17 protein-coding genes are annotated in these 19,611 nt (G+C 69.9%); 10 read left to right on the forward strand and 7 right to left on the reverse strand.

Translation table 11 applies throughout. The features are described 5' to 3' along the window. Positions 1-26: 26 nt before the first annotated feature. The 5 genes from ABGB18_RS24400 to ABGB18_RS24420 all read left to right on the forward strand — a co-directional run bounded on the left by ABGB18_RS24400 (position 27) and on the right by ABGB18_RS24420 (position 6,303). The gene (locus tag ABGB18_RS24400; RefSeq protein WP_347697892.1) at positions 27-1,424 is read left to right on the forward strand and encodes an aminobutyraldehyde dehydrogenase; all 1,398 of its coding nucleotides are present in this window, start codon (positions 27-29) and stop codon (positions 1,422-1,424) included. Positions 1,425-1,676: 252 nt separating this feature from the next. After that, a complete protein-coding gene (locus ABGB18_RS24405; protein WP_347697893.1) occupies positions 1,677-4,901 on the forward strand; it encodes a nitrate- and nitrite sensing domain-containing protein in 3,225 nt (1,074 codons plus the stop codon). A gap of 5 nt (positions 4,902-4,906) precedes the next feature. After that, entirely contained in the window at positions 4,907-5,320 is a 414-nt protein-coding gene (locus ABGB18_RS24410; protein ID WP_205304681.1) for a roadblock/LC7 domain-containing protein, read from the forward strand. A 19-nt stretch (positions 5,321-5,339) separates the two neighbouring features. Next, positions 5,340-5,744, forward strand: a complete 405-nt coding sequence (locus tag ABGB18_RS24415) for a DUF742 domain-containing protein (RefSeq protein ID WP_245765260.1) — start codon at positions 5,340-5,342, stop codon at positions 5,742-5,744. A 28-nt stretch (positions 5,745-5,772) separates the two neighbouring features. Beyond that, entirely contained in the window at positions 5,773-6,303 is a 531-nt protein-coding gene (locus ABGB18_RS24420; protein WP_347697894.1) for an ATP/GTP-binding protein, read from the forward strand. Positions 6,304-6,629: 326 nt separating this feature from the next. Here the strand turns inward: ABGB18_RS24420 and ABGB18_RS24425 are convergent, their stop codons facing one another. The 4 genes from ABGB18_RS24425 to ABGB18_RS24440 form a co-directional block, all read right to left on the reverse strand. Further along, positions 6,630-7,400 (reverse strand): ABC transporter ATP-binding protein, encoded by a 771-nt coding sequence (locus ABGB18_RS24425; RefSeq protein ID WP_347697895.1) that lies wholly within the window; start codon positions 7,398-7,400, stop codon positions 6,630-6,632. A gap of 165 nt (positions 7,401-7,565) precedes the next feature. Further along, a complete protein-coding gene (locus ABGB18_RS24430) occupies positions 7,566-8,354 on the reverse strand; it encodes an ABC transporter permease (protein ID WP_347697896.1) in 789 nt (262 codons plus the stop codon). Positions 8,355-8,400: 46 nt separating this feature from the next. Continuing rightward, positions 8,401-9,216 carry an ABC transporter permease gene (locus ABGB18_RS24435; protein WP_347697897.1) on the reverse strand — a complete coding sequence of 272 codons (816 nt, stop codon included), beginning with the start codon at positions 9,214-9,216 and terminating at the stop codon, positions 8,401-8,403. After that, the gene (locus tag ABGB18_RS24440; protein WP_347697898.1) at positions 9,213-10,211 is read right to left on the reverse strand and encodes an ABC transporter substrate-binding protein; all 999 of its coding nucleotides are present in this window, start codon (positions 10,209-10,211) and stop codon (positions 9,213-9,215) included. The genes ABGB18_RS24435 and ABGB18_RS24440 overlap by 4 nt, the downstream gene beginning before the upstream one ends. Positions 10,212-10,835: 624 nt before the next feature. Here ABGB18_RS24440 and ABGB18_RS24445 point away from each other — a divergent pair. The 5 genes from ABGB18_RS24445 to ABGB18_RS24465 all read left to right on the forward strand — a co-directional run bounded on the left by ABGB18_RS24445 (position 10,836) and on the right by ABGB18_RS24465 (position 16,510). After that, a complete protein-coding gene (locus ABGB18_RS24445; RefSeq protein WP_347697899.1) occupies positions 10,836-13,589 on the forward strand; it encodes a nitrate- and nitrite sensing domain-containing protein in 2,754 nt (917 codons plus the stop codon). Next, complete coding sequence (locus ABGB18_RS24450; RefSeq protein ID WP_347697900.1) at positions 13,586-14,008, forward strand: roadblock/LC7 domain-containing protein; 423 nt, start codon at positions 13,586-13,588, stop codon at positions 14,006-14,008. Before ABGB18_RS24445 ends, ABGB18_RS24450 begins: the two co-directional genes overlap by 4 nt. A gap of 71 nt (positions 14,009-14,079) precedes the next feature. After that, positions 14,080-14,427, forward strand: coding sequence for a DUF742 domain-containing protein (locus ABGB18_RS24455; RefSeq protein WP_111179488.1), 348 nt, complete (start codon positions 14,080-14,082; stop codon positions 14,425-14,427). Further along, positions 14,408-14,995, forward strand: a complete 588-nt coding sequence (locus tag ABGB18_RS24460) for an ATP/GTP-binding protein (protein WP_347697901.1) — start codon at positions 14,408-14,410, stop codon at positions 14,993-14,995. Before ABGB18_RS24455 ends, ABGB18_RS24460 begins: the two co-directional genes overlap by 20 nt. A gap of 147 nt (positions 14,996-15,142) precedes the next feature. Then, entirely contained in the window at positions 15,143-16,510 is a 1,368-nt protein-coding gene (locus tag ABGB18_RS24465) for an aldehyde dehydrogenase family protein (RefSeq protein WP_347697902.1), read from the forward strand. 68 nt (positions 16,511-16,578) lie between these two features. On the opposite strand, the gene ABGB18_RS24470 is transcribed toward ABGB18_RS24465, so the two are convergent. From ABGB18_RS24470 to ABGB18_RS24480, 3 genes are read right to left on the reverse strand one after another with little or no spacing between them, the layout of a single operon-like run. After that, on the reverse strand, positions 16,579-17,445 hold the full coding sequence (locus tag ABGB18_RS24470) for an ABC transporter permease (RefSeq protein ID WP_347697903.1): 867 nt from the start codon (positions 17,443-17,445) through the stop codon (positions 16,579-16,581). After that, positions 17,442-18,218: an ABC transporter permease gene (locus ABGB18_RS24475; RefSeq protein ID WP_347697904.1), complete on the reverse strand. Its 777-nt coding sequence runs from the start codon at positions 18,216-18,218 to the stop codon at positions 17,442-17,444. Before ABGB18_RS24475 ends, ABGB18_RS24470 begins: the two co-directional genes overlap by 4 nt. Next, complete coding sequence (locus tag ABGB18_RS24480; RefSeq protein ID WP_347697905.1) at positions 18,215-19,195, reverse strand: ABC transporter substrate-binding protein; 981 nt, start codon at positions 19,193-19,195, stop codon at positions 18,215-18,217. Before ABGB18_RS24480 ends, ABGB18_RS24475 begins: the two co-directional genes overlap by 4 nt. Positions 19,196-19,611 lie beyond the last annotated feature (416 nt).

The raw sequence follows: 19,611 nt of genomic DNA on the forward strand, positions 1-19,611 counted from the left end.
CGACCCTGAGGAAATGAAGTCCCCCGATGCGTGAACTGATCAACCCCGCCACCGGACTCCCGTGCGCCGAAATTCCGGATACGCCGGTCGAGAGTGTGGCGGCGGCCGTGCGGACGGCCCGCTCGGCCTTCCAGGAGTGGTCACAGGCCACCCCTGCCGAGCGGGCCCGGCTGCTGCTGCGGGTGGCCGATCTGGTGGAGGCCGAGGCCGACGAGCTGACCAGGCTGGAGGTGGAGGAGACGGGCAAGCCGGCGACGGTGTTCCGGGACGGCGAGCTGCCCTTCGCGGTGGACAACCTGCGCTTCTTCGCCGGGGCCGCCCGCTCGCTGGAGGGCTCGGGGGCCGGGGTGTTCAGCCCCGGCTACACCTCGGTCCTGCTGCGCCGCCCGGTCGGGGTGGTGGGGTCGATCGCGCCCTGGAACTTCCCGTTCGTCATGGCTGTCTGGAAGATCGGCCCGGCGGTGGCCGCGGGCAACGCGGTGGTGATCAAGCCGGCGCCGCAGACGCCGCGCACGACGCTCCGGCTGGCCGAGCTGTTCGCCGCGGCGGGCGGGCCCAAAGGGCTCGTCCAGGCCGTCACGGGCGACGCGGAGGTGGGCCAGGCGCTGGTCGCCGATCCCGGAGTGGACATGGTGAGCGTCACCGGCTCCACGGAGACGGGCCGGGCCGTGATGTCCGGGGCCGCCGCCACGCTCAAGCGGGTGCACCTGGAGCTCGGGGGCAAGGCCCCGGCCCTGGTGTTCGAGGACGCCGACCTGGCGGAGATGTCCCGCGGCGTGGCCATGGGGGCCACGTACAACACCGGACAGGACTGTACGGCCGCCACCCGCGTCTACGTCGCCCGCGAGGTGTACGACGACGCGGTGGAGGCGCTCCTGGCAACTCTTGCCGAGATCTCCGTCGGAGACCCCTGGGATCCGGCCACCGACATCGGACCGTTGATCTCGGCGGCGCACCGGGACCGGGTGCACGGGTTCGTGACCAGGGCCGGCGGGCGCGTGTTGCGAGGAGGCTCGCCGATCGCCGGACAGGGCTTCTACTACCCCCCTACGCTTGTCGGCGAGGTCGCACAGGAGAGCGAGATCGTACAGGGTGAGCTTTTCGGCCCGGTGCTGGTCGTCCTGCCGTTCGATGGTGAGGACGAGGCGGTCAGGCTGGCCAACGACACCCGATACGGGCTGGCGTCGTCGGTGTGGTCGCGTGACGTCGCCCGGGCGATGCGCGTCTCGCACCGGCTCGATGCGGGCGTGACCTGGGTCAACGACCACCTGCCCATCGCCAGCGAGGCACCGCATGGCGGGGTGAAGGGCAGCGGCTTCGGCAAGGACATGAGCCAGGAGGCAGTGCAGGAATATTCGGTGACGCGACACCTGATGGTGAAGCACGCGCCACCGGCCGAGCGGGATTCGTTCCGGCCCGCCTGAAAACGTGTACGGCGAAATGTGCCCCAAAGTGCCTCTTTGGGACCGTTTGATGGGATATGTTCGGTTGGCCGATCTGGTACGGGTTGTGTTCCAATTACCCAGCCGGACAGAATCCCATGCGCCACACGCGTGTCTGATTTTTTTCGAGCACGTACCGGCGAGAGGTTGCGAGAGTCAGTGAGGACGGAAAACCCCAGACACATGAGGTCAGGGGAGTACACAGGCGGACGCTTCCGGCTGGGGAACTGGCGTGTGCGCTCAAGGCTGGTCGCGCTGATCCTCATCCCCACGATCGTCGGCGTGCTGCTCGCCGGTGTCCAGCTTGCCAACGCCATCGGCACCAGCGCCGAATACCGGCGGCTCACCGAGCTCGCCGAGCTGGTCCAGCGGATCGGGGCCCTCAACCACGAGCTCGGCAAGGAGCGCACGCTCACCGCCTGGTACGTCGCCGACCGCAACAGGGCCGGGCGCTTCGTCCAGCTCAAGACCCAGCGGCAGGCGACGGACAAGGCCAAGGACGAGGTGCTCGCCGCGGCGACCGGCATCGACGCCACCTACTCGGCCCGCGTCCGCGAGGGCGTCGAGGACATGCACAGGTGGCTCGAAGGTCTGGACAGCCTGCGCGACTCCATGGTCGAGAACGTGCCCCCGCGCGCGTCCATCAGCACGTACACGACCATGATCGGCATCTTCTCCGCCATCGAGGACGCTCTCGGTGACGGCGTCAGCGACGACGCCCTCCAGGGCGACGTGGCCGCGCTCGGCTCACTCCAGCGGGTCAAGGAGGAGATCTCGCGCCAGCAGATCATCCTCATCGTCCAGCTCCTCCAGCGCCGGCTGGACAAGGACGACTGGACCGACTTCCTCGGCTCCTGGGACAAGCAGCAGACCGAGCTGGCCGCCTTCGAGCAGGTGGCCGACCCCCGGGACCTTTCCGCCTACCAGAAGGGCGTCAGGGGGCCGCAGGTCGACCTCGCCGACGCCATGCGGCAGCGCGCCCTGGCCCAGGTCCGCCAGAACGACCGGATCAGGGACCTCGACGTCACCGTCCCCGGCCGCGACCTCAACCCCTGGTACGACGCCACCACCGTCACCGGCAACGCCATGCGCAAGATCGAGGACGGCCTGGCCACCAAGATCGTGACCCGGACCCGGGACCTGAGCGACACCGAGCAGCGCAACGCCATCATCTCCGGCGCGCTGATCCTCGTCCTGCTGCTGCTCGTCCTGGTCATCACCACCCGCGTGGCCGGCTCGCTGGTCCGCCCGCTGCGCCGGCTGCGTGCCGAGGCGCTCCAGGTCGCCACGACCCGGCTGCCCGAGACCGTCCGCCTGCTGCGCGAGTCCGGCGACGGCGCGCAGGTGCCCGAGGTGCCGTCGGTCGGCGTCAACTCCCGTGACGAGATCGGTGAAGTGGCCCGGGCGTTCGACGAGGTCCACCGTGAGGCGCTGCGACTGGCCGGTGACGAGGCCAAACTCCGTACGAACGTCAACGCGATGTTCGTCAACCTCTCCCGCCGCAGCCAGACGCTCGTCGAACGCCAGCTCCAGCTCATCGAGGGCCTGGAGCAGGGCGAGGAGGACGAGCAGCGACTGGCCAACCTGTTCCGCCTGGACCACCTGGCCACCCGCATGCGCCGCAACAGCGAGAACCTGCTGGTCCTCGCCGGCCAGGAGGCCGCCCGCAAGTGGAGCGAGCCGGTGCCGCTGGTCGACATCGCCCGCGCCTCGCTGTCCGAGGTCGAGAACTACGAGCGGGTCCAGATCCAGATCCCGTCCGGCACGCTGATCGTCGGCCCCGCCGTCACCGACGCCGTCCACCTGCTCGCCGAGCTGATCGAGAACGCCATCTCGTTCTCCCCCCGCGAGAGCAAGGTCCAGGTCACGAGCACGCCCGCCGAGGGCGGCGTGCTCGTGTCGATCAACGACCTGGGCATCGGCATGAGCCAGGACGAGCTGGCCGAGGCCAACTGGCGCCTGGCCAACCCGCCCGTGGTGGACGTGTCGGTCTCCCGGCGCATGGGCCTGTTCGTGGTCGGCCGCCTGGCCCTGCGGCACGGTATCCGCGTGCAGCTCAGCATGCGGGAGGCGGGCGGGCTGAGCGCGCTGGTCATGATGCCGGACATGCTCATCAGCGGCGGCCCGGGGTCCGCGCGTCCGGGCGGGCAGTACGAGGCGTTCACGTCGTTCGATCCGAGCACCTTCGGCATGGCGCCGTCACAGAACGGGTCGGGGCCCTCGACGCCGGCCGCCGAGCTGCCCGACCAGGTGCTGGACACGCAGTGGCCGGGCTCGCTGCCCGCTCCCGGGACCGGGAACTGGCCGTCGATCGAGCAGCCCGCGTTCGGCGAGCAGCAGCCCGCCGGCTTCGGCGAGCCGTCGTTCGGCGACCGGCCGCCCTTCGCCGAGCAGTCGCAGGGCGCGCAGGACGAGCACCGTTGGCCGTCCTTCGCCGAGGAACCGCCCACGGCCCAGCAGCCGCCCGTCCAGCTTCCACCGGCCCAGCAACCGTTCCCCGAACCGCAGCCCTTCGGCGAGCCGCAGCAGCAGCCTTTCGGTGAGCCGCAGCCCTTCGGGGAGTCGCGCTGGCCGTCGTTCGCGGAGGAGCAGCCGCCGGCCTCGCGCCCGTTCGCGGAGAACCGCTGGCCGTCGTTCGCCGAGCCGCCGCCACCCGCGCAGGACGACGAGCCGCGCTGGCCGTCGTTCGCCACCGAGCCGCCGCCGCCGGCCCCGGAGGAGCAGCCGCGCTGGTCGTCGTTCGCCGACCCGATGCCGCGCAGGTCGTTGTTCGAGTCGGAGGATCGGCCGCGGCCGCAGTTCGACGAGGCTTACCGTTCGCCGTTCGCCGATGAGCCCAAGCCCCTCGAACAGTTCGAGCAGAACGGGCACTCCAACTACGGCCCGTTCGGCCCCGGTGACTACTCCTCGCAGGACCTGACCGGCCCGCTGCCCGTGGTGCGCAACTCGCCCATGGAGGAGCAGGGCGAGGAGTACCTGCCGATCTTCTCGTCGGTCGGCTCGGACTGGTTCCGGCGTCCGGAGCCGGATCAGGTGCCGCTGGAGCCCGAGCACGAGCACGAGATCACTGCCGTGCACCCTGCGGTGTCCGCGGACCAGCCCCCGGTCGCGCCGCCGGCGGCTGCTCTTCCGGACTCGACGCCCAGCGGGCTGCCGCGGCGCCGGCCGGGGCAGTCCGGCGTGGGCGCGTCCTGGTCCTCGCCCGCGGACTCCGGCTTCCAGGCCGCGCAGGCGGCGGCGGAGCCCGCGCAGGGCGGCACGACGCCCTCGGGTCTGCCCCGCCGCGTCCCCAAGGCCAACCTCGTGCCCGGTACGGCGAGCCTCGCCGAGCCGCAAGCTACGTCACCGGCGCCGCAAATCTCACCCGAGCGGCTGCGCAGTCGGCTCTCCAGCTTCCAGCAGGGTGTCCGGCAAGGCCGGGCGTTCACCCGCGGAGAAGAGAATGAGGAGGACAAATGAGAGAGATGAGCCAGGGAGCGCGCGGTATCAGCTGGCTGATCACGGACTTCGTGAACAACGTGCCAGGCGTCGCTCACACGGTCGTGGTGTCGTCTGATGGCTTGCCACTGGCCTTCTCCGAGGGGTTCCCCAAGGACCGGGCCGACCAGCTCGCCGCGGTGGCCTCGGGTGTGATCAGCTTGACCCAGGGCGCCGCGCGGGTTTTCGAGGGCGGTATGGTGTCGCAGACCGTTATCGAGATGCAGCGGGGGCTCTTGATGATCATGTCGATCAGCGATGGGTCCTGCTTGGCCGTCCTGGCGGCCCCCGACTGCGACATGGGTCTGGTGGCCTACCAGATGACCCTGCTGGTCGAACGGGCCGGCCAGGTGCTGACTCCGGCCGTACGCGCTGAGCTGCAAGCGGCACGCCCCCGCTAGCAGGGGGTGACAGGAGAACATGGTGTCAGGTCAGGGTTGGGCTGGTGATAGCACTCCGCCGCACCCGGCGGCTCCCCGTCCGCAAAAGCCGAGCTCCTTGGTACGGCCCTATGCCGTGACCGGGGGGCGCACCGCGCCGCGGATGAAGTTCGCCATGGAGGCGTTGGTGTCCTCCGTGACGTCGGAATACCAAGACATTTCCCTACTTAGTCCGGAGTATCAGACGATCATCCAGCTGACCCGGAACGTCCGGTCGGTTGCCGAGATCTCCGCCCTTTTACGTCAGCCGCTTGGTGTGGTCCGGGTGCTGATTGCCGACATGGCGTCGGAGGGCCTGATTCGCGTGCACCAGCCTGCGCTGGACGCGGGAAAGCCGGACCTCAACTTGCTCGAAAGGGTGCTCAGTGGACTTCGCAGGCTCTAGCCCCGGCCTAACCTCGACGAAGATCGTCGTGGCCGGGGGCTTCGGCGTGGGGAAGACGACATTCGTGGGAGCGGTCTCGGAGATTCTTCCGCTCACCACTGAAGCGGTCATGACGGACGCCTCGGCGCACGTCGACGACGTCTCCCTCACGCCCAACAAGACGACCACGACCGTGGCCATGGATTTCGGCCGGGTCTCCCTCGACCGTGACCTGATCCTTTACCTGTTCGGCACTCCCGGGCAGCACCGGTTCTGGTTCATGTGGGACGACCTGGTCCGGGGTGCCATCGGCGCGGTGGTGCTGGTGGACACACGCCGCCTGGCGGATAGTTTTCCCGCCATCGACTATTTCGAAGAGGCCAAACTGCCCTTCGTGATCGGCATCAACGGCTGGGACGGACGTTTCGGCCACGCGGAGGAGGAGATCCGGGAGGCGCTGTCGATCGGCGATCACATCCCGATCGTGCGCCTGGACGCCCGGCAACGCGAGTCGGTCAAAACCACCTTGATCACCTTGGTGGAACACGCCCTGACCCGCCACATGCACACCCCGGTGTAACCGGGGAAAGACGCAAAACAAGCGGCCCGCCACCTCAGGAGGTGACGGGCCGCTCGTCTGTGCGCAGTCCTCAGGGAGAACGAAGCCGTCCTTGGCCAGGGCAGGCAACGAAGCGGACCGTATGTGGAGGCCCCCGCACGAAACCCGCCACAGGTCAGCCCTGAAGCACGAAGAGACCCCGAGCCCAGATTCGAACCACGAAACCGGCCAAGCGAGCGCCGTAACGGCGTCCGACCCTGTGCGGGTCAGCGGCCGTCTCCTGGAGGCCCTCCGCCCCGAACGGCGAGTGGCGGCCCACTTGGCCCCGCCGTAACGAATGAATGAGTTTAAACCGTCGCGTGGCCGCGGACGAGACGACCCACCTCGGCGCGGAGGTGGACGAAGTCGGAGTGTTCGCGCGTGGAGATCTGGTCGCGCGGGGCAGGCAGATCCACCTTCAGATCCCCCACCACGTGCGCCGGCGCCTTGGACAGCACCACCACCCGGTCGCCCACGTAGACGCTCTCGTCGATGTCGTGCGTGATGAGCACGATCGTCATCTGGTGGTGCCCGCGGACCTTCAGCACGAGGTCCTCGAGGTCCTCCCGGGTCTGCGCGTCCACCGACCCGAACGGCTCGTCCATGAGCATCAGCGCCGGCCGGTACGCCAGCGCCCTCGCGATGGCCACCCGCTGCTGCATGCCGCCGGAGAGCTGGAAGGGATATTTGCGCTCCGCGCCCGACAGCCCCACCGACTCCAGGGCCTCGTGGGCGGCCTCGCGGCGCTGGCGCTTGTCCATGTTCTTGCGGCGCAGCGGCAACGCCACGTTGTCCACCACCGACATCCAGGGGAACAGCGAGCGGCTGTAGTCCTGGAAGACCACGGCGAGATTGTCAGGAGTCTGGCGCACCACGTTGCCCTCGATCCTGATCTCGCCGCCGGTCGGGGTGATCAGGCCGGCGATCGAACGCAGGAGCGTGGACTTGCCGGCCCCGGACGGGCCGACGATGCACAGCAACTCGCCTTCGGCAACGCTCAGGTTGAGGCCCTCAATGGCGTGGTGCGCATTGGGGCTGCCGCCGCCGTAAACGTGGGAGAGGTTGTCTATCTCGAGCAATGGATTTCCTCGGGGGCGAGACCATGGACAACACGGCGGCTCTTTGCGGAGCCTCGAAACACTCTATCGGAGCGGGGAATTGGCGGACATCGCTGTCATGTGACCCCATTCAACGCGCGATCTTACTCTCACGAGGTGATCACCTTCCAGGAGCAGTGCCCGGCGCTAACCGGGTGGCCCCTGCGCGGCCTGGTGCCAGGTCAGCACCCGCCGCTCGGCGACCAGGAACAGTTCGTTGAACAGGTAGCCCAGCACCCCGAGCAGCACGATCCCGGCCCACATGGCGGGCAGGTCGAACGTCGAGTACGCGTCGGTGATCTGGAAGCCGATGCCGTTCGTGGTGCCGGGGAGCAACTCCGAGAACACCATGACGATCAGCGACAGCGACAGCGCCAGCCGCAGTCCAGCGAACATCTTGGGCAGCGCCGACGGCAGGACCACCCGGAAGAGCCGCTCGGCCCGCGAGAGCCGGAACGCCTGGCACGTCTCCAGGTGCAGCGGCTCGACCGAGCGGGCGCCGTCGGCCGTGTTCAGCAGCACCGGCCACACGATGCTGAACACGATGAACGCCAGTTGCATCCGCAGCCCGAACCCGAACAGCACCAGGAAGACCGTCACCAGCGCCGGCGGCGGGATCGCCCGCAGGAACTGCAGCACCCCGTCGAGATAGTCGTAGGCCCTGGCCGACAATCCCAGCGCCAGCCCGAGCGCCACCCCGGCCAGCGCCCCGCCGGCGAACCCGGCGAACATCCGGCCGAGACTCGGCAGGATGTTCCCGACGGCCGCGTCGGTCAGGAACAGCGTGCCGGCCGGCCCGGAGAACCACATGGCGTGCATCCGCCCCAGGATCGTGCTCGGCGGCGGGAAGAACGCGCTGCCGGCCGCCCTCGTGCCCCCCTCCCAGGCGATCACGAGCACGGCCAGCACGAGGGCGCGGAACACGGTGGTCCGCATGCCGCGGGTCCTCATGAGCGCTCTCCCGATGGCATGTCGCGGGTCCTCATGCCCGTCCTCCCAACCGCACGTGGTGCCACCGGAAGGCGCGCCGTTCGGCCGCGACCAGCAGCGCGTTCACCAGCACCCCGAACAGCCCGACCCAGAACACCCCGGCCAGGATGTCGGTCATGCGCGCGGGCACGGCGATCCCGGCGAAGAAGATGAACACCCCGATGCCCTCGCCCCGCCCGGCCACGATCTCGGTGCTGACGGTCAGGATCAGCGCCACTCCCGCCGCCAGCCGGATCCCGGTGGCGATGAAGGGCGCCGACGACGGCAGGGACACCCGCAACAGCACCGCCAGGGGCCCGAAGCCGTATGACCTGAGCGACTCCTTGGCCAGCGGGTCCACGCCGCGCAGGCCGTACATCGTGTTGTAGAGGATGGGCCAGAGCGAGGCGTAGACCACGAGCGTGACGCGGAGCTGGAGCCCCGTCCCGATCACGAGCGCCACCAGCGGGATCAGCGCCACCGACGGGATCGGCCGCAGGAACTCCACGACCGAGCGGGTGGCGGCGTCCACGATCGGCACGCTGCCCAGCAGCAGGCCGAGTGGCACCGCGATCAGCGTCGCCAGCCCGAGCCCGATCGCCCACGCGAGCAGGCTCGTCAGCGCGTGCGCGCCGAACGCCGGGTCGAAGGCCAGCGTGACGGCTCGCCCGACGATCTCCGTGGCCGGCGGCAGGAACTTCGGATCGGCCAGGCCGGTCCTGGCGGCCAGCTCGATCAGGGCGGCGAAGGCCAGGGCCCCGGCCGCCCGGCGCGACCAGCGAGTGGCCGCGGCCGGGCGGGCCCGGGCCGCCAGGGTCTGAGTGCTCACCCGGAGGTGGTGGCCGACATCAGCGTCTTGACGTCGATCCCCTTGTTGAGCCACCTGGCCTCCAGCATCCAGTCGGCCACCCGCTGGAGCCGGACCGGGTTGTCGTTGCTGGAGAAGTACGGGAAGGTGACGGTGGCCGCCGTCGCCGCGTCGATCTGGGTGAAGTTGGGCAGCACCTTGGCCACCACCTCGCGGTTGTTCTCCATCAGCTTGGCCGCGTTGTGGATGGCCCGCTGGAATGCCGCAGCGGTCTTGGGATTCTGGTCGTACCACTCCTGCGTGCCGACATAGCCCGAAATCGGGAACTCGGCGGCCGGGCCGGAGGCCGGGTCGAGGATCTTGCGGGCGCCCATCGACGACGTGGCGGCCGTGACGAGGGGCTCACCCAGGTAGGCCGCGTCGATCTGGCCGCCCTGCCACGAGGGCATGATGTTCTGGAACGTCACCTGGACATATTTGATCGTCGCGGGATCGACGTTGTTGGCCTTGAGTACCTGCGCGAGAGCCAGTTCCTGGAAGTTGTGCAGGACGTTCACGTTGATCGTCTTGCCTTCGAGGTCCTTGGGGGTCTTGATGGGCGAGTTGGGCAGCGCCATGATGCTCAGCGAGTCCGGGGCGGCACGCGAGCCCTCGGCCAGGATCCGCAACTTCAGCGAGCCCTTGTCGTGGGCCTGGAACATCGATACGTAGTTGCCGAACATGGCGTCGATCTCGCCGTTCAGCATCATGGGGATGGCCTCGGGCGCGGCCTGCACGACCTGCGGGGTGACCTCCAGGCCCTCCTGCTCGAAGAGCTTCTGGTCGATCGCGACGTAGATGGCGGCGCTGTCGATGGCGGGCAGGGTGGCGATCTTGAGCTTCGTCTTCTCCAGGCCGCCGGCGGAGGAGGACGGCGGCGCGCTGGCAGTCGTGGAGCCGCCCGTGCTGCACGCGACGGCTCCCAGTGTCAAAGCTAACCCGATGACGGCGGCCCTGGCGGAACGGCCAAACCTCATGTCAGGGACTCCCTTCAGATGGAGCCAGGGGGGGACCGGGTGGCTTGTGCTCCCGGGGGCTGTGTGCCTGACGCACAGCAGGGCTCGACCGTAGCACCAAATGGGTGGCCATTATGGCGAAGACAACACTTGTGGTTGCAATGTCTGTTTGTGGCTATATCGTGAATTTCTAGAGCTCGGCGAGAAATAGCAATGTTTGTCCGGTTCGTGGGAGGAGGTGATAGGCGGGGTTTCTGTTACTCGTGGGGCTTGTTGTTCGATCCTTTCTGCGAGTCAGGAGTGGGCTCGTGGGGCGGTCTTCTATTGCCGGTTTCGGCAGATAGGAGGCGCTCTACTGATTCTGTCGAATTTTCTGGACAATCGGGGATAAACACCTCAATGGGGCACTAGTAGTGGTTGGCCCTGGGCAACCCCTGTGCTCAAATGGCGCTTATCTCGATGTACAAATTGCCCCACGTGCATTTACCTGCATGGTCACCGAGAATTCCCCTCAGGGGCGAGAGGTTGCGAAGGCAAGTGAGAACGCAGAGCGCTGAAGCTTCCGCTGACCGCGAGCCGCACGGGCATCAGAGGCAACGGCTGCCCAAACCAGCCTCAAAGAGGTTCGGGCTGGGCAACTGGCACGTGCGGTCACGCCTTGTCGCGCTGATCGTCGTCCCCACGGCCGTGGCCGTGGGTCTGGGCGGACTGAACGTGATCACCTCGCTCAGTGACGCCAACACCTATCAGACCCTCCGAGAGGTCGCCGAGTTCAGCCAGCAACTCGGCGCCGTCACGCACGAGCTGTCCTTCGAACGTGACGAGACCGCCCTCTACATCGCCCAGGGCCGGCCCAAGGAGCGCGAGGCCCAGCTACGGACCACCCACAGCGGGGTGAACCGCCTCATCGACGAGGCCAAGCAGCAGTCGCAGGCGCTCACGGACACCCATCCCGAGCCGATCCGGCCGGTGTTGCGGCGTCTGGAGGAGATCCCGACCCTGCGTGAGACCGCCGTCAACGGCAAGATCCAGCCCCTGCCGATGATCCAGAAGTACTCGCAGATCATCGCGACCCTGCTGCAGTTCCACGACCAGGTCGGCCAGGTCGCCGTGGACGACCAGGTGGCGCACACCGCCGGCTCGGCGGCCGCTATCGCGCGGGCCAAGGAGCAGGCCTCCAAACAGCGTGGCATCCTGGCCAGCGCGCTGGACAAGAAGGGCTTCGACAGCGGCGAGCTCGCCGCGCTCACCGACGCCAAGTCGCGCGAGGAGAGCGAGGAGACGCTGTTCGCCACGCTGGCCAACCTCGACCAGCTCGAGCTCTACCGCAACACGGTCGTGGGCCAGGACGTCGACCAGACCGACCTGTTCCGGTTGAGGGCCATGGCCCAGTCCGCCGAGGGCAGGGAGCTCAGCATCGGCGCGCGGCCGAACAGGGACGTGGCCACGTGGTTCGACGTCAGCACCGGCAAGATCGACGCGCTGCGGAGCGTGGAGAGAGACCTGGCCTCCTCCGTCATCCTGCGCGCCCGGGCCCTGGAGGAGGGCGCCAACCGCTCGGCGATGATCTCCGGCGGCCTCATCCTGCTGCTGCTGATCGTGGTGATCGCGATCATCTCGCTCATCGCCCGCTCGCTCATCAGGCCGCTGCGCAAGCTGCGCGGCGAGGCCCTCGACATCGCCGGCCACCGCCTGCCGGAGACCGTGCAGCAGCTGCGCGAGGGAGGCGAGGGCTCGGTCGGCCCGGTGGTCCCGATCGGTGTGGACACGCACGACGAGATCGGCGAGGTCGCGCGGGCGTTCGATGAGGTGCACCGTGAGGCGGTGCGGCTGGCGGGCGAGGAGTCGCGGTTGCGCAGCAACGTCAACGCGATGTTCGTGAACCTGTCCCGGCGTAGTCAGACGCTGGTGGAGCGGCAGATCACCCTGATCGACGGGCTGGAGCAGGGTGAGCAGGACGAGCAGCGGCTCGGCAACCTGTTCAAGCTGGACCACCTGGCCACCCGCATGCGGCGTAACAGCGAGAACCTGCTGGTCCTCGCCGGCCAGGACCCGCCGCGCCGGTGGAGCCAGCCGGTCAAGCTGGTGGACGTCGCCCGTGCGTCGCTGTCCGAGGTCGAGAACTACGAGCGGGTGGTGCTCCAGGTTCCCGACGGAGTCTCGGTGGCCGGGCAGGCCGTCAACGACGTGATCCACCTGATCGCCGAGCTGGTCGAGAACGCCCTGTCGTTCTCGCCGCGCGAGACCAGGGTGACGGTGTCCGGCAGCAGGATCGACGGTGGCGGCGTGATGCTGTCCATCAGCGACTCCGGCATCGGCATGACCAGCGAGGAGCTGACCCAGGCCAACGAGCGCCTGACCGACGCGCCCTCGGTGGACGTGTCGGTGTCGCGGCGCATGGGCCTGTTCGTGGTGGCCAGGCTGGCGCACCGGCACGGCATCCGGGTGCAGCTCCGCCCGCACAGCACCGGCGGTCTGACCGCCATGGTGCTCATCCCGGAGAACATGCTCGGTTCCCAGGCCCCGACCTTCGCCGGAACGCCGTCGTTCTCCGGCAACCAGCCTCCCGTCTTCGCGGGCGCGCCGGGTGGCGGCGAGCCGTACACCGGGCCGCATCCCGCACCGCCGGCCACGGACTGGCCACAGGCCGCCCCGCCCGCCACCGACTGGCCGCAGCCCGCTCCGCCGGCCCAGGACTGGCCGCAGCCCACGTTCCAGATGGGCCCCGGCCACCCGTCGTTCCCGTCGAACCCGGAGACGGGCGCCAACTGGCCGCCGCGTGAACCCCACTGGCAGCCCGAGCCCGGCGGCTGGCCCGCCGAGCCGCGCGACAACTCCGACGTGTGGACGCCGCCCCGCGGTCCGGCCTGGAACGGCGACCGCGGCCTGCCCCGGCGGCCCGTGCTGGAGCCGCCGCCGGGCGGCTGGAGCCAAAACACCAATCCGCCGCAGCGGCCGGGGTTCGACTTCCCCGAGACCGAGTCGGGCTCCACGGGACCCATCCCGGCGGTCCCGCCCGCCTCGGCGGGAGACGACTACCTGCCGATCTTCGCCGCCGTGGAGTCCGCCTGGTTCGGCCGTGACAACGGCGCGAGCTGGGGTTCGAGCAAGGCGGACGCGGGGTGGAGCGCGGCGGAGGCCGTGGTGGAGCCGGTACGCGACGGCGCGACGGCGGCCGGGCTACCCAAGCGCGTGCCGAAGGCCAACCTGGTCCCCGGCTCGGCCGACACGTCGGCGTCGCCGAAGGGCGTCATGCCGATGCCGTCGGTCTCACCCGACCGGATACGCAACCGGCTGTCCAGCTTCCAGCAGGGCTTCCGGGCGGCACGGGACGACATCACCGAGGGCAGGGCGTTCCCCTCTGGCCCCAGGAGTGAAAGTAGGGAGGAGGGCGTATGAACGACCTCAGTCACGCAGCGCGTGGAGTCGACTGGTTGATCACTGACTTCGTCGGCACGGTCCCCGGCGTCGCGCACGCGGTGGTCGTCTCATCCGATGGGTTGCCGTTGGCGGCTTCGTCGGGTTTTCCGGCTGACCGGGCTGATCAGTTGGCTGCGATCGCGTCGGGGTTGGTGTCTTTGACGCAGGGTGCGGCCAGGGTGTTCGAGGGTGGTGCGGTCAATCAGACGATCGTGGAGATGCAGCGTGGGCTGATGCTGATCATGTCGATCAGTGATGGTTCGTGTCTGGCGGTGCTGGCGGCTCCGGATTGTGACATGGGGTTGGTGGCCTACCAGATGACGCTGATGGTCGATCGCGCCGGTCAGGTGCTGACCCCGGCGGTGCGTGCCGAGTTGCGTGCCAGCCAGACCAGGTGATGTAGGTGACAGACCCCAGATGGAACAGCGGCGGTTGGGCTCCTCCGCCCCAGCCCCAGTCCCAGCCGCAGCTGAATCCCGACCCCGCATCGCCCGTCCGCCCGTACGCGGTGACAGGTGGACGGACGGCGCCGCGGGTCAAGCTGGCGATGGAGGCCCTGGTGTCCTCGGCGACGGCCGAGCAGCGGGAGTTCTCCCATATCACGCCGGAGTACCAGGCGATCAGCCAACTGTGCCGGCAGGTGCGGTCGGTGGCCGAGGTGTCGGCCCTGCTGCGAATCCCGCTCGGAGTCGTGCGGGTGCTGATCGCTGACATGGCTGCCGAAGGTCTGGTCCGCGTGCATCAGCCCCAACTGGACGCCGGCAGGCCGGACGTAAATCTGCTCGAAAGGGTGCTCAGTGGACTTCGCAGACTCTAGCCCCGGCCTCACTTCGACGAAGATCGTCGTGGCCGGCGGCTTTGGAGTGGGCAAGACGACTTTCGTCGGCGCGGTGTCGGAGATCATGCCGTTGACGACGGAGGCCGTGATGACCGACGCCTCCGCGGGGATCGACGATCTGGGCATGACGCCGCTGAAATCGACCACGACCGTGGCCATGGACTTCGGCCGGGTGTCCCTCGATCGCGACCTGATCCTTTACCTGTTCGGCACTCCCGGGCAGCACCGGTTCTGGTTCATGTGGGACGACCTGGTCCGGGGTGCCATCGGCGCGGTGGTGCTGGTGGACACGCGCCGTCTTGCCGACAGCTTCCCGGCGATCGACTACTTCGAGGAAGCCCAGTTGCCGTTCGTCGTGGGGGTCAACGGCTGGGACGGGCAATATCCGCACAGTGACGTCGAGGTGCGTGACGCGCTGACCCTGGCGCCGCACATCCCGCTGGTGCGGCTCGACGCGCGCTCCAAGGACTCGGTGAAGAGCGCGCTGATCAACCTGGTCGAGCACGCCCTCACGGTCCGGATGGCCGTGCCGGGGTGGGGCGGCTGACACCGCCCGTCACCGGGGGCTGAGACCACCCCGGGCCGCTTCGTTCCGGCGGGTGCGTTGACAGCCCTGCCCATCACCTGATCACAATGGCCGCGGTCCAGACGAGCACCGCAGGAGCACCATGTCCCGTGGCCGCGCCTCATGAACGTGCGAAATCCGATCACCGGTCAGACCGACCGGCCACTTGCCCCCGTCCCGCCCGACCGGCTGGCCGCCGTCGCGGCGGGGCTCCGCGAGCGCGCCCCCGCCTGGCCGGCCGCCGACCGCGGCGAGGTCCTGACCCGGTTCGGGGCCGCGCTCGCCGCCGATGACGACCTGCTCGCCGCGCTGGTGGCCGACACCGGCAGGGTGGCGGAGTCGGTGCTGGAACGGCAGCTCACCGCCGCCCTCATCGACCGCTGGGTACGCCAGGCGCCCGCACTTCTCGCACCCCCGGCCGAGCGCCCCGCCTCCCTGCCCGGGATCCACGTGGCCGGCGACGCGGTGCCGTACGAGCTCGTCGGGGTGATCAGCCCGTGGAACTTCCCGCTGCTGCTGGCCCTCATCGACGCCGTGCCCGCGCTGGCCGCCGGCTGCGCGGTGCTGGTCAAGCCGAGCGAGGTGACGCCCAGGTTCATCGAGCCGCTGATGCGGCTGGTCCCCGCCGACCTGCCGCTGGCCGTCGTCGAGGGCGGCGGCGAGACGGGCGCGGCGCTGGTCGGCCTGGTGGACGCCGTGGTGTTCACCGGCAGCTTGGCGACCGGGCGGCAGGTGGCGCAGGCGGCGGCGCGTGCGTTCGTGCCCGCGTTCCTGGAGCTCGGCGGCAAGGACCCGGCGATCGTGCTGGCCGGGGCCGACCTCGACCGGGCGGCCGCGGCCGTCCTGTGGGGCGGTACCGCCAACGCCGGGCAGTCGTGCCAGTCCATCGAACGCGTCTACGTGGCCCGCGAGGCGCACGACGAGTTCCTCGCGCTGCTGGTGGACAGGGCCGCCAGGGTCGGCCTGACCTGTGAGGGCGGCCCGATCGGGCCGATCATCGGGCCCGGGCAGGAGGACGTGATCGCCGCGCACATCGCCGACGCCGTGGCCAGGGGCGCCACCGTGCACACCGGCGGCACGATCGAGCGGCACGGCGGCGGCCACTGGTGCCGCCCGACCGTGTTGTCCGGGGTCGACCACGCCATGCTGGTGATGACGGAGGAGACGTTCGGGCCGGTGCTGCCGGTCATGGCGGTGGACGGGCCGGACGAGGCGGTCGCGCTGGCCAACGACTCGGACTACGGGCTGTCGGCCGCGGTCTTCGCCGGCTCGGAGGCCGAGGCGATGGCGGTCGCGGCCCGGCTGCGCGCCGGGGCGATCAGCGTCAACGACGCCGCGCTGACCGCGCTCGTGCACGAGGGGGAGAAGCACTCCTTCCGCCTGTCCGGGCTCGGCGGCTCCCGCATGGGTGCCGCCTCGATCGCCCGTTTCCTGCGCCGCCGGGCCTTCCTGGTCAACCGCTCCCCGGCCGCCGACCCGTGGTGGCACCCGGCGTAGCCCGCGCTCAGGCACCCCACGCTCAGGCACCCCGCGCCGCGAGTGCGGGCGGCCACGGTCGCGGGGACTCAGCTACGGGCGCCCCGGTGCCAGGACAGCACCGTCCGCTCGACGCCCAGGAACGCGGTGTTGAGCACGATGCCGAGCAGCCCGAGCAGCACGATCCCGGCCCACATCGCCGGGATGTCGAACTGGCTCTGCGCCTCCAGCATGCGGTGCCCGATGCCCTCGCTGCTGCCCACCAGCTCCGAGATGATCATCATGATCAGCGCCACCGAAACGCTCAGCCGCAGCCCGGCGAAGATCTTCGGGGCGGCGGCGGGCAGGATGATCCGGATGAGCCGCTGGAGGCGGCCGAGCCGGTAGACCGTGGAGGTCTCGATGTACTGCCGGTCGACATGGCGGGCGCCGTCCATGGAGTTGATCAGCACCGGCCAGACGACGCCGTACACGATGGCGGCCAGCTCCATGGGCGTGCCGATCTTGAACAGCGCCAGGAACACCGGGACCAGCGCGGCGGGCGGCACCGAACGGGCGAAGTGCAGCAGCGGCTCCACAAGGGCCGACAACCGGTGCGAGCGGCCGAGCGCGACCCCGGCCAGCACTCCGGCCGCGCAGGCCATCGCCCACCCGGCGAACAGCCTGGCCAGGCTCGGCAGCAGGTCGGCCACGGCCTCGTCGGTCAGGAACGCCCGCGTCACCGGCCCGGCGAACCACATCTCGTGCATCCTGGCCACGATCCGCGAGGGTGGCGGGAAGTAGGCGGCCTCCGCCGAGCGGGCGGCCAGCTCCCAGGCGAGCACGGCCACGGGCAGCAGCCAGTACCACCCCAGCCGCCGGGCGAACGAACCTCGCACCACGACGGCACGGCCCGCCCCGCCACCCGGCGTGGATCTGATGCCCGCATGGTCGCCCCGCGCCGCGCCGGTGCTCACGAGGTCACCCCCGCGCTCTCCCGGTGCCAGCGGAACAGGCGGCGTTCGGCGGCGGTGAACAGCAGGTTGGCGGCCAGGCCGATCAGCCCGGCCCACACGGTCGCCGCCAGCATGCGGTCGATCCGGGCGGCGCTCCCCGCGAGCGACTGGAACGCGCCGATCCCGCCGTCCCCCGGCGCCAGCAGCTCCACGCTCACGGCCACGATCAGGGTGACCGACACGGAGATGCGCGCCCCGGTGGCGATGAACGGCGCCGCGCTCGGCAGGCTCACCCGCCACACCACCGCCAGCGGGCCGAACCCGAAGCTCCGCAACGTGTCCTTGGCGAGGGGGTCGACGTCGCTCAGGCCGTACAGGGTGTTGATCAGCAGCGGCCATGAGCAGGTGTAGACGACCAGCGCGGTCTTGGCGTCCTGGCTGGCCGGGAAAAGGAACATGGCCAGCGGGATCAGCGACACCGACGGGATCGGCCGCAGGAACTCCACCAGCGGCCGTACCGACCGCTCAAGGAACGGCACGGTGCCGAGCAGCAGCCCCGCGGGCACGGCGACCAGCGCGGCGATGACCAGCCCGCTCAGGCACGCCTCCAGTGTGGCCAGCACGTCGGACCTGAACTGCTCCTCCAGGGGCAGCACCGCCGCCACGGCCAGCACCTGCGAGACGGGCGGCAGCACCGCGGCGGGGATGAGCCCGGTCCGCCCGGCCACCTCGACAATTGCGAGGAACCCCAGCACCCCGAGCGCGCCGAGGATCCCCCGCTCGAACCGCGTCATCCCAGCGGCGGCGCGAAGAGCTGAGCCACGTCCACCTTGGCCTTGAGATAGCCGTAGCCGGTCAGCAGGTCGGCGAGCTTCTGCACGCTCGCCTTGTCGGCCTCCATCGAGAACTTCCCGAGCGTCATCGCCGCCGCCGCGTCCGCCGGGATCTGCGTGTACGTGGGCACGACCTCGTCGATGGCCTTCCGATCCTTCCCGGCGATCTGCTGGGCCTTGGCCAGCGCGCGGTGGAAGGCGGCGGCCGTCTTCGGGTTGTCGTCGATCCACTTCTCGGTGACGCCCCACCCGTCGATCGGCACCCCGGCCGTCACGCCGTCGGTCGTGTCGATCACCTGGGTGGCGCCGCTCTTCTTGGCCGCGGTCAGGAACGGCTCCACCAGCCAGGCCGCGTCCACCGTGCCCGAGGAGAGCGCGCCGAGCTGGTCGGCGAACTGCACCGGCACGTATTTGACGTCCTCCGGCTTGAGCCCGGCCTCCTGCAGGTGGGCGTTGGTCAGCGTCTGACCGAGCGCCTTGAGCACGTTGACCGCGATCGTCCTGCCCTTGAGGTCGGCCGCCGTCCTGATCGGCGAGCCCTTGGCCACCACGACGCCGGCGACGTTCGGGGCGGCCTCCTGACTGTGCTGGAACAGCCTGAGCCTGGCCGCACCCGAGTCGTTGATCGCCATCAGCGACACGTAGCTCGTCAGGAAGGCGTCCATGCTGCCGTTGAGGATCTTCGGCATGACCGCCTGCGGGGCCTGGATGATCTCCGTCTTGACGGTCAGGCCCTCCTCCTTGAAGAACCCGCGCTTCTCGGCGATGAACAGCGGCGCCGACGACGGCACCGGCACCACGCCGACGAGGAGCTGGGTCTTCTCCAGCCCGCCGGAGGACGTGGCGCCGCTCGGCTCGCCCCCGCCCCCTCCGCCGCCGCACGCGCTCAGCGCGAGCGCGGCCGCCATACCCGCGACCACGATCTTGGCCAGCTTCATCGCCACTGCCTTTCTGGGTCCGTCATCAGGTGGAGGCTTGGGGGAGGGCTCAGCGGGGCCTGCCCTCGATGAGGCCGGCGCCCGAGCCCAGCTCGACGATCCCGGTGAGGGCCAGGTCCGCGCGGTCGAGCAGGGCCGCGCACTGCCCGCTCCGCCATGGTCAGCAGGGTCGCGACACGGGAGAGGTCGCCTACGGCTCCCCAGAGAAGGTCGTCGGAGTGCGGCATATGTCCTTCCAACTGCGGGCGGGCCGCCGATGCCGGAGAACGAGCACTTCACGGCGCGGCAGAGGTGCCGGGCAGCGTGATCGTAACCCAGACGGCGGCGCGGACGCAGCGGTATGAATCCCGGCGGCCATCCGGGGCGGGGGTGGGGTGGGCGGGCACGTACGGCACCGGTGGGGGTGGGCGGGCGGT

This window comes from Nonomuraea sp. B12E4 (assembly GCF_039871825.1).
Taxonomy (GTDB): Bacteria; Actinomycetota; Actinomycetes; order Streptosporangiales; family Streptosporangiaceae; genus Nonomuraea.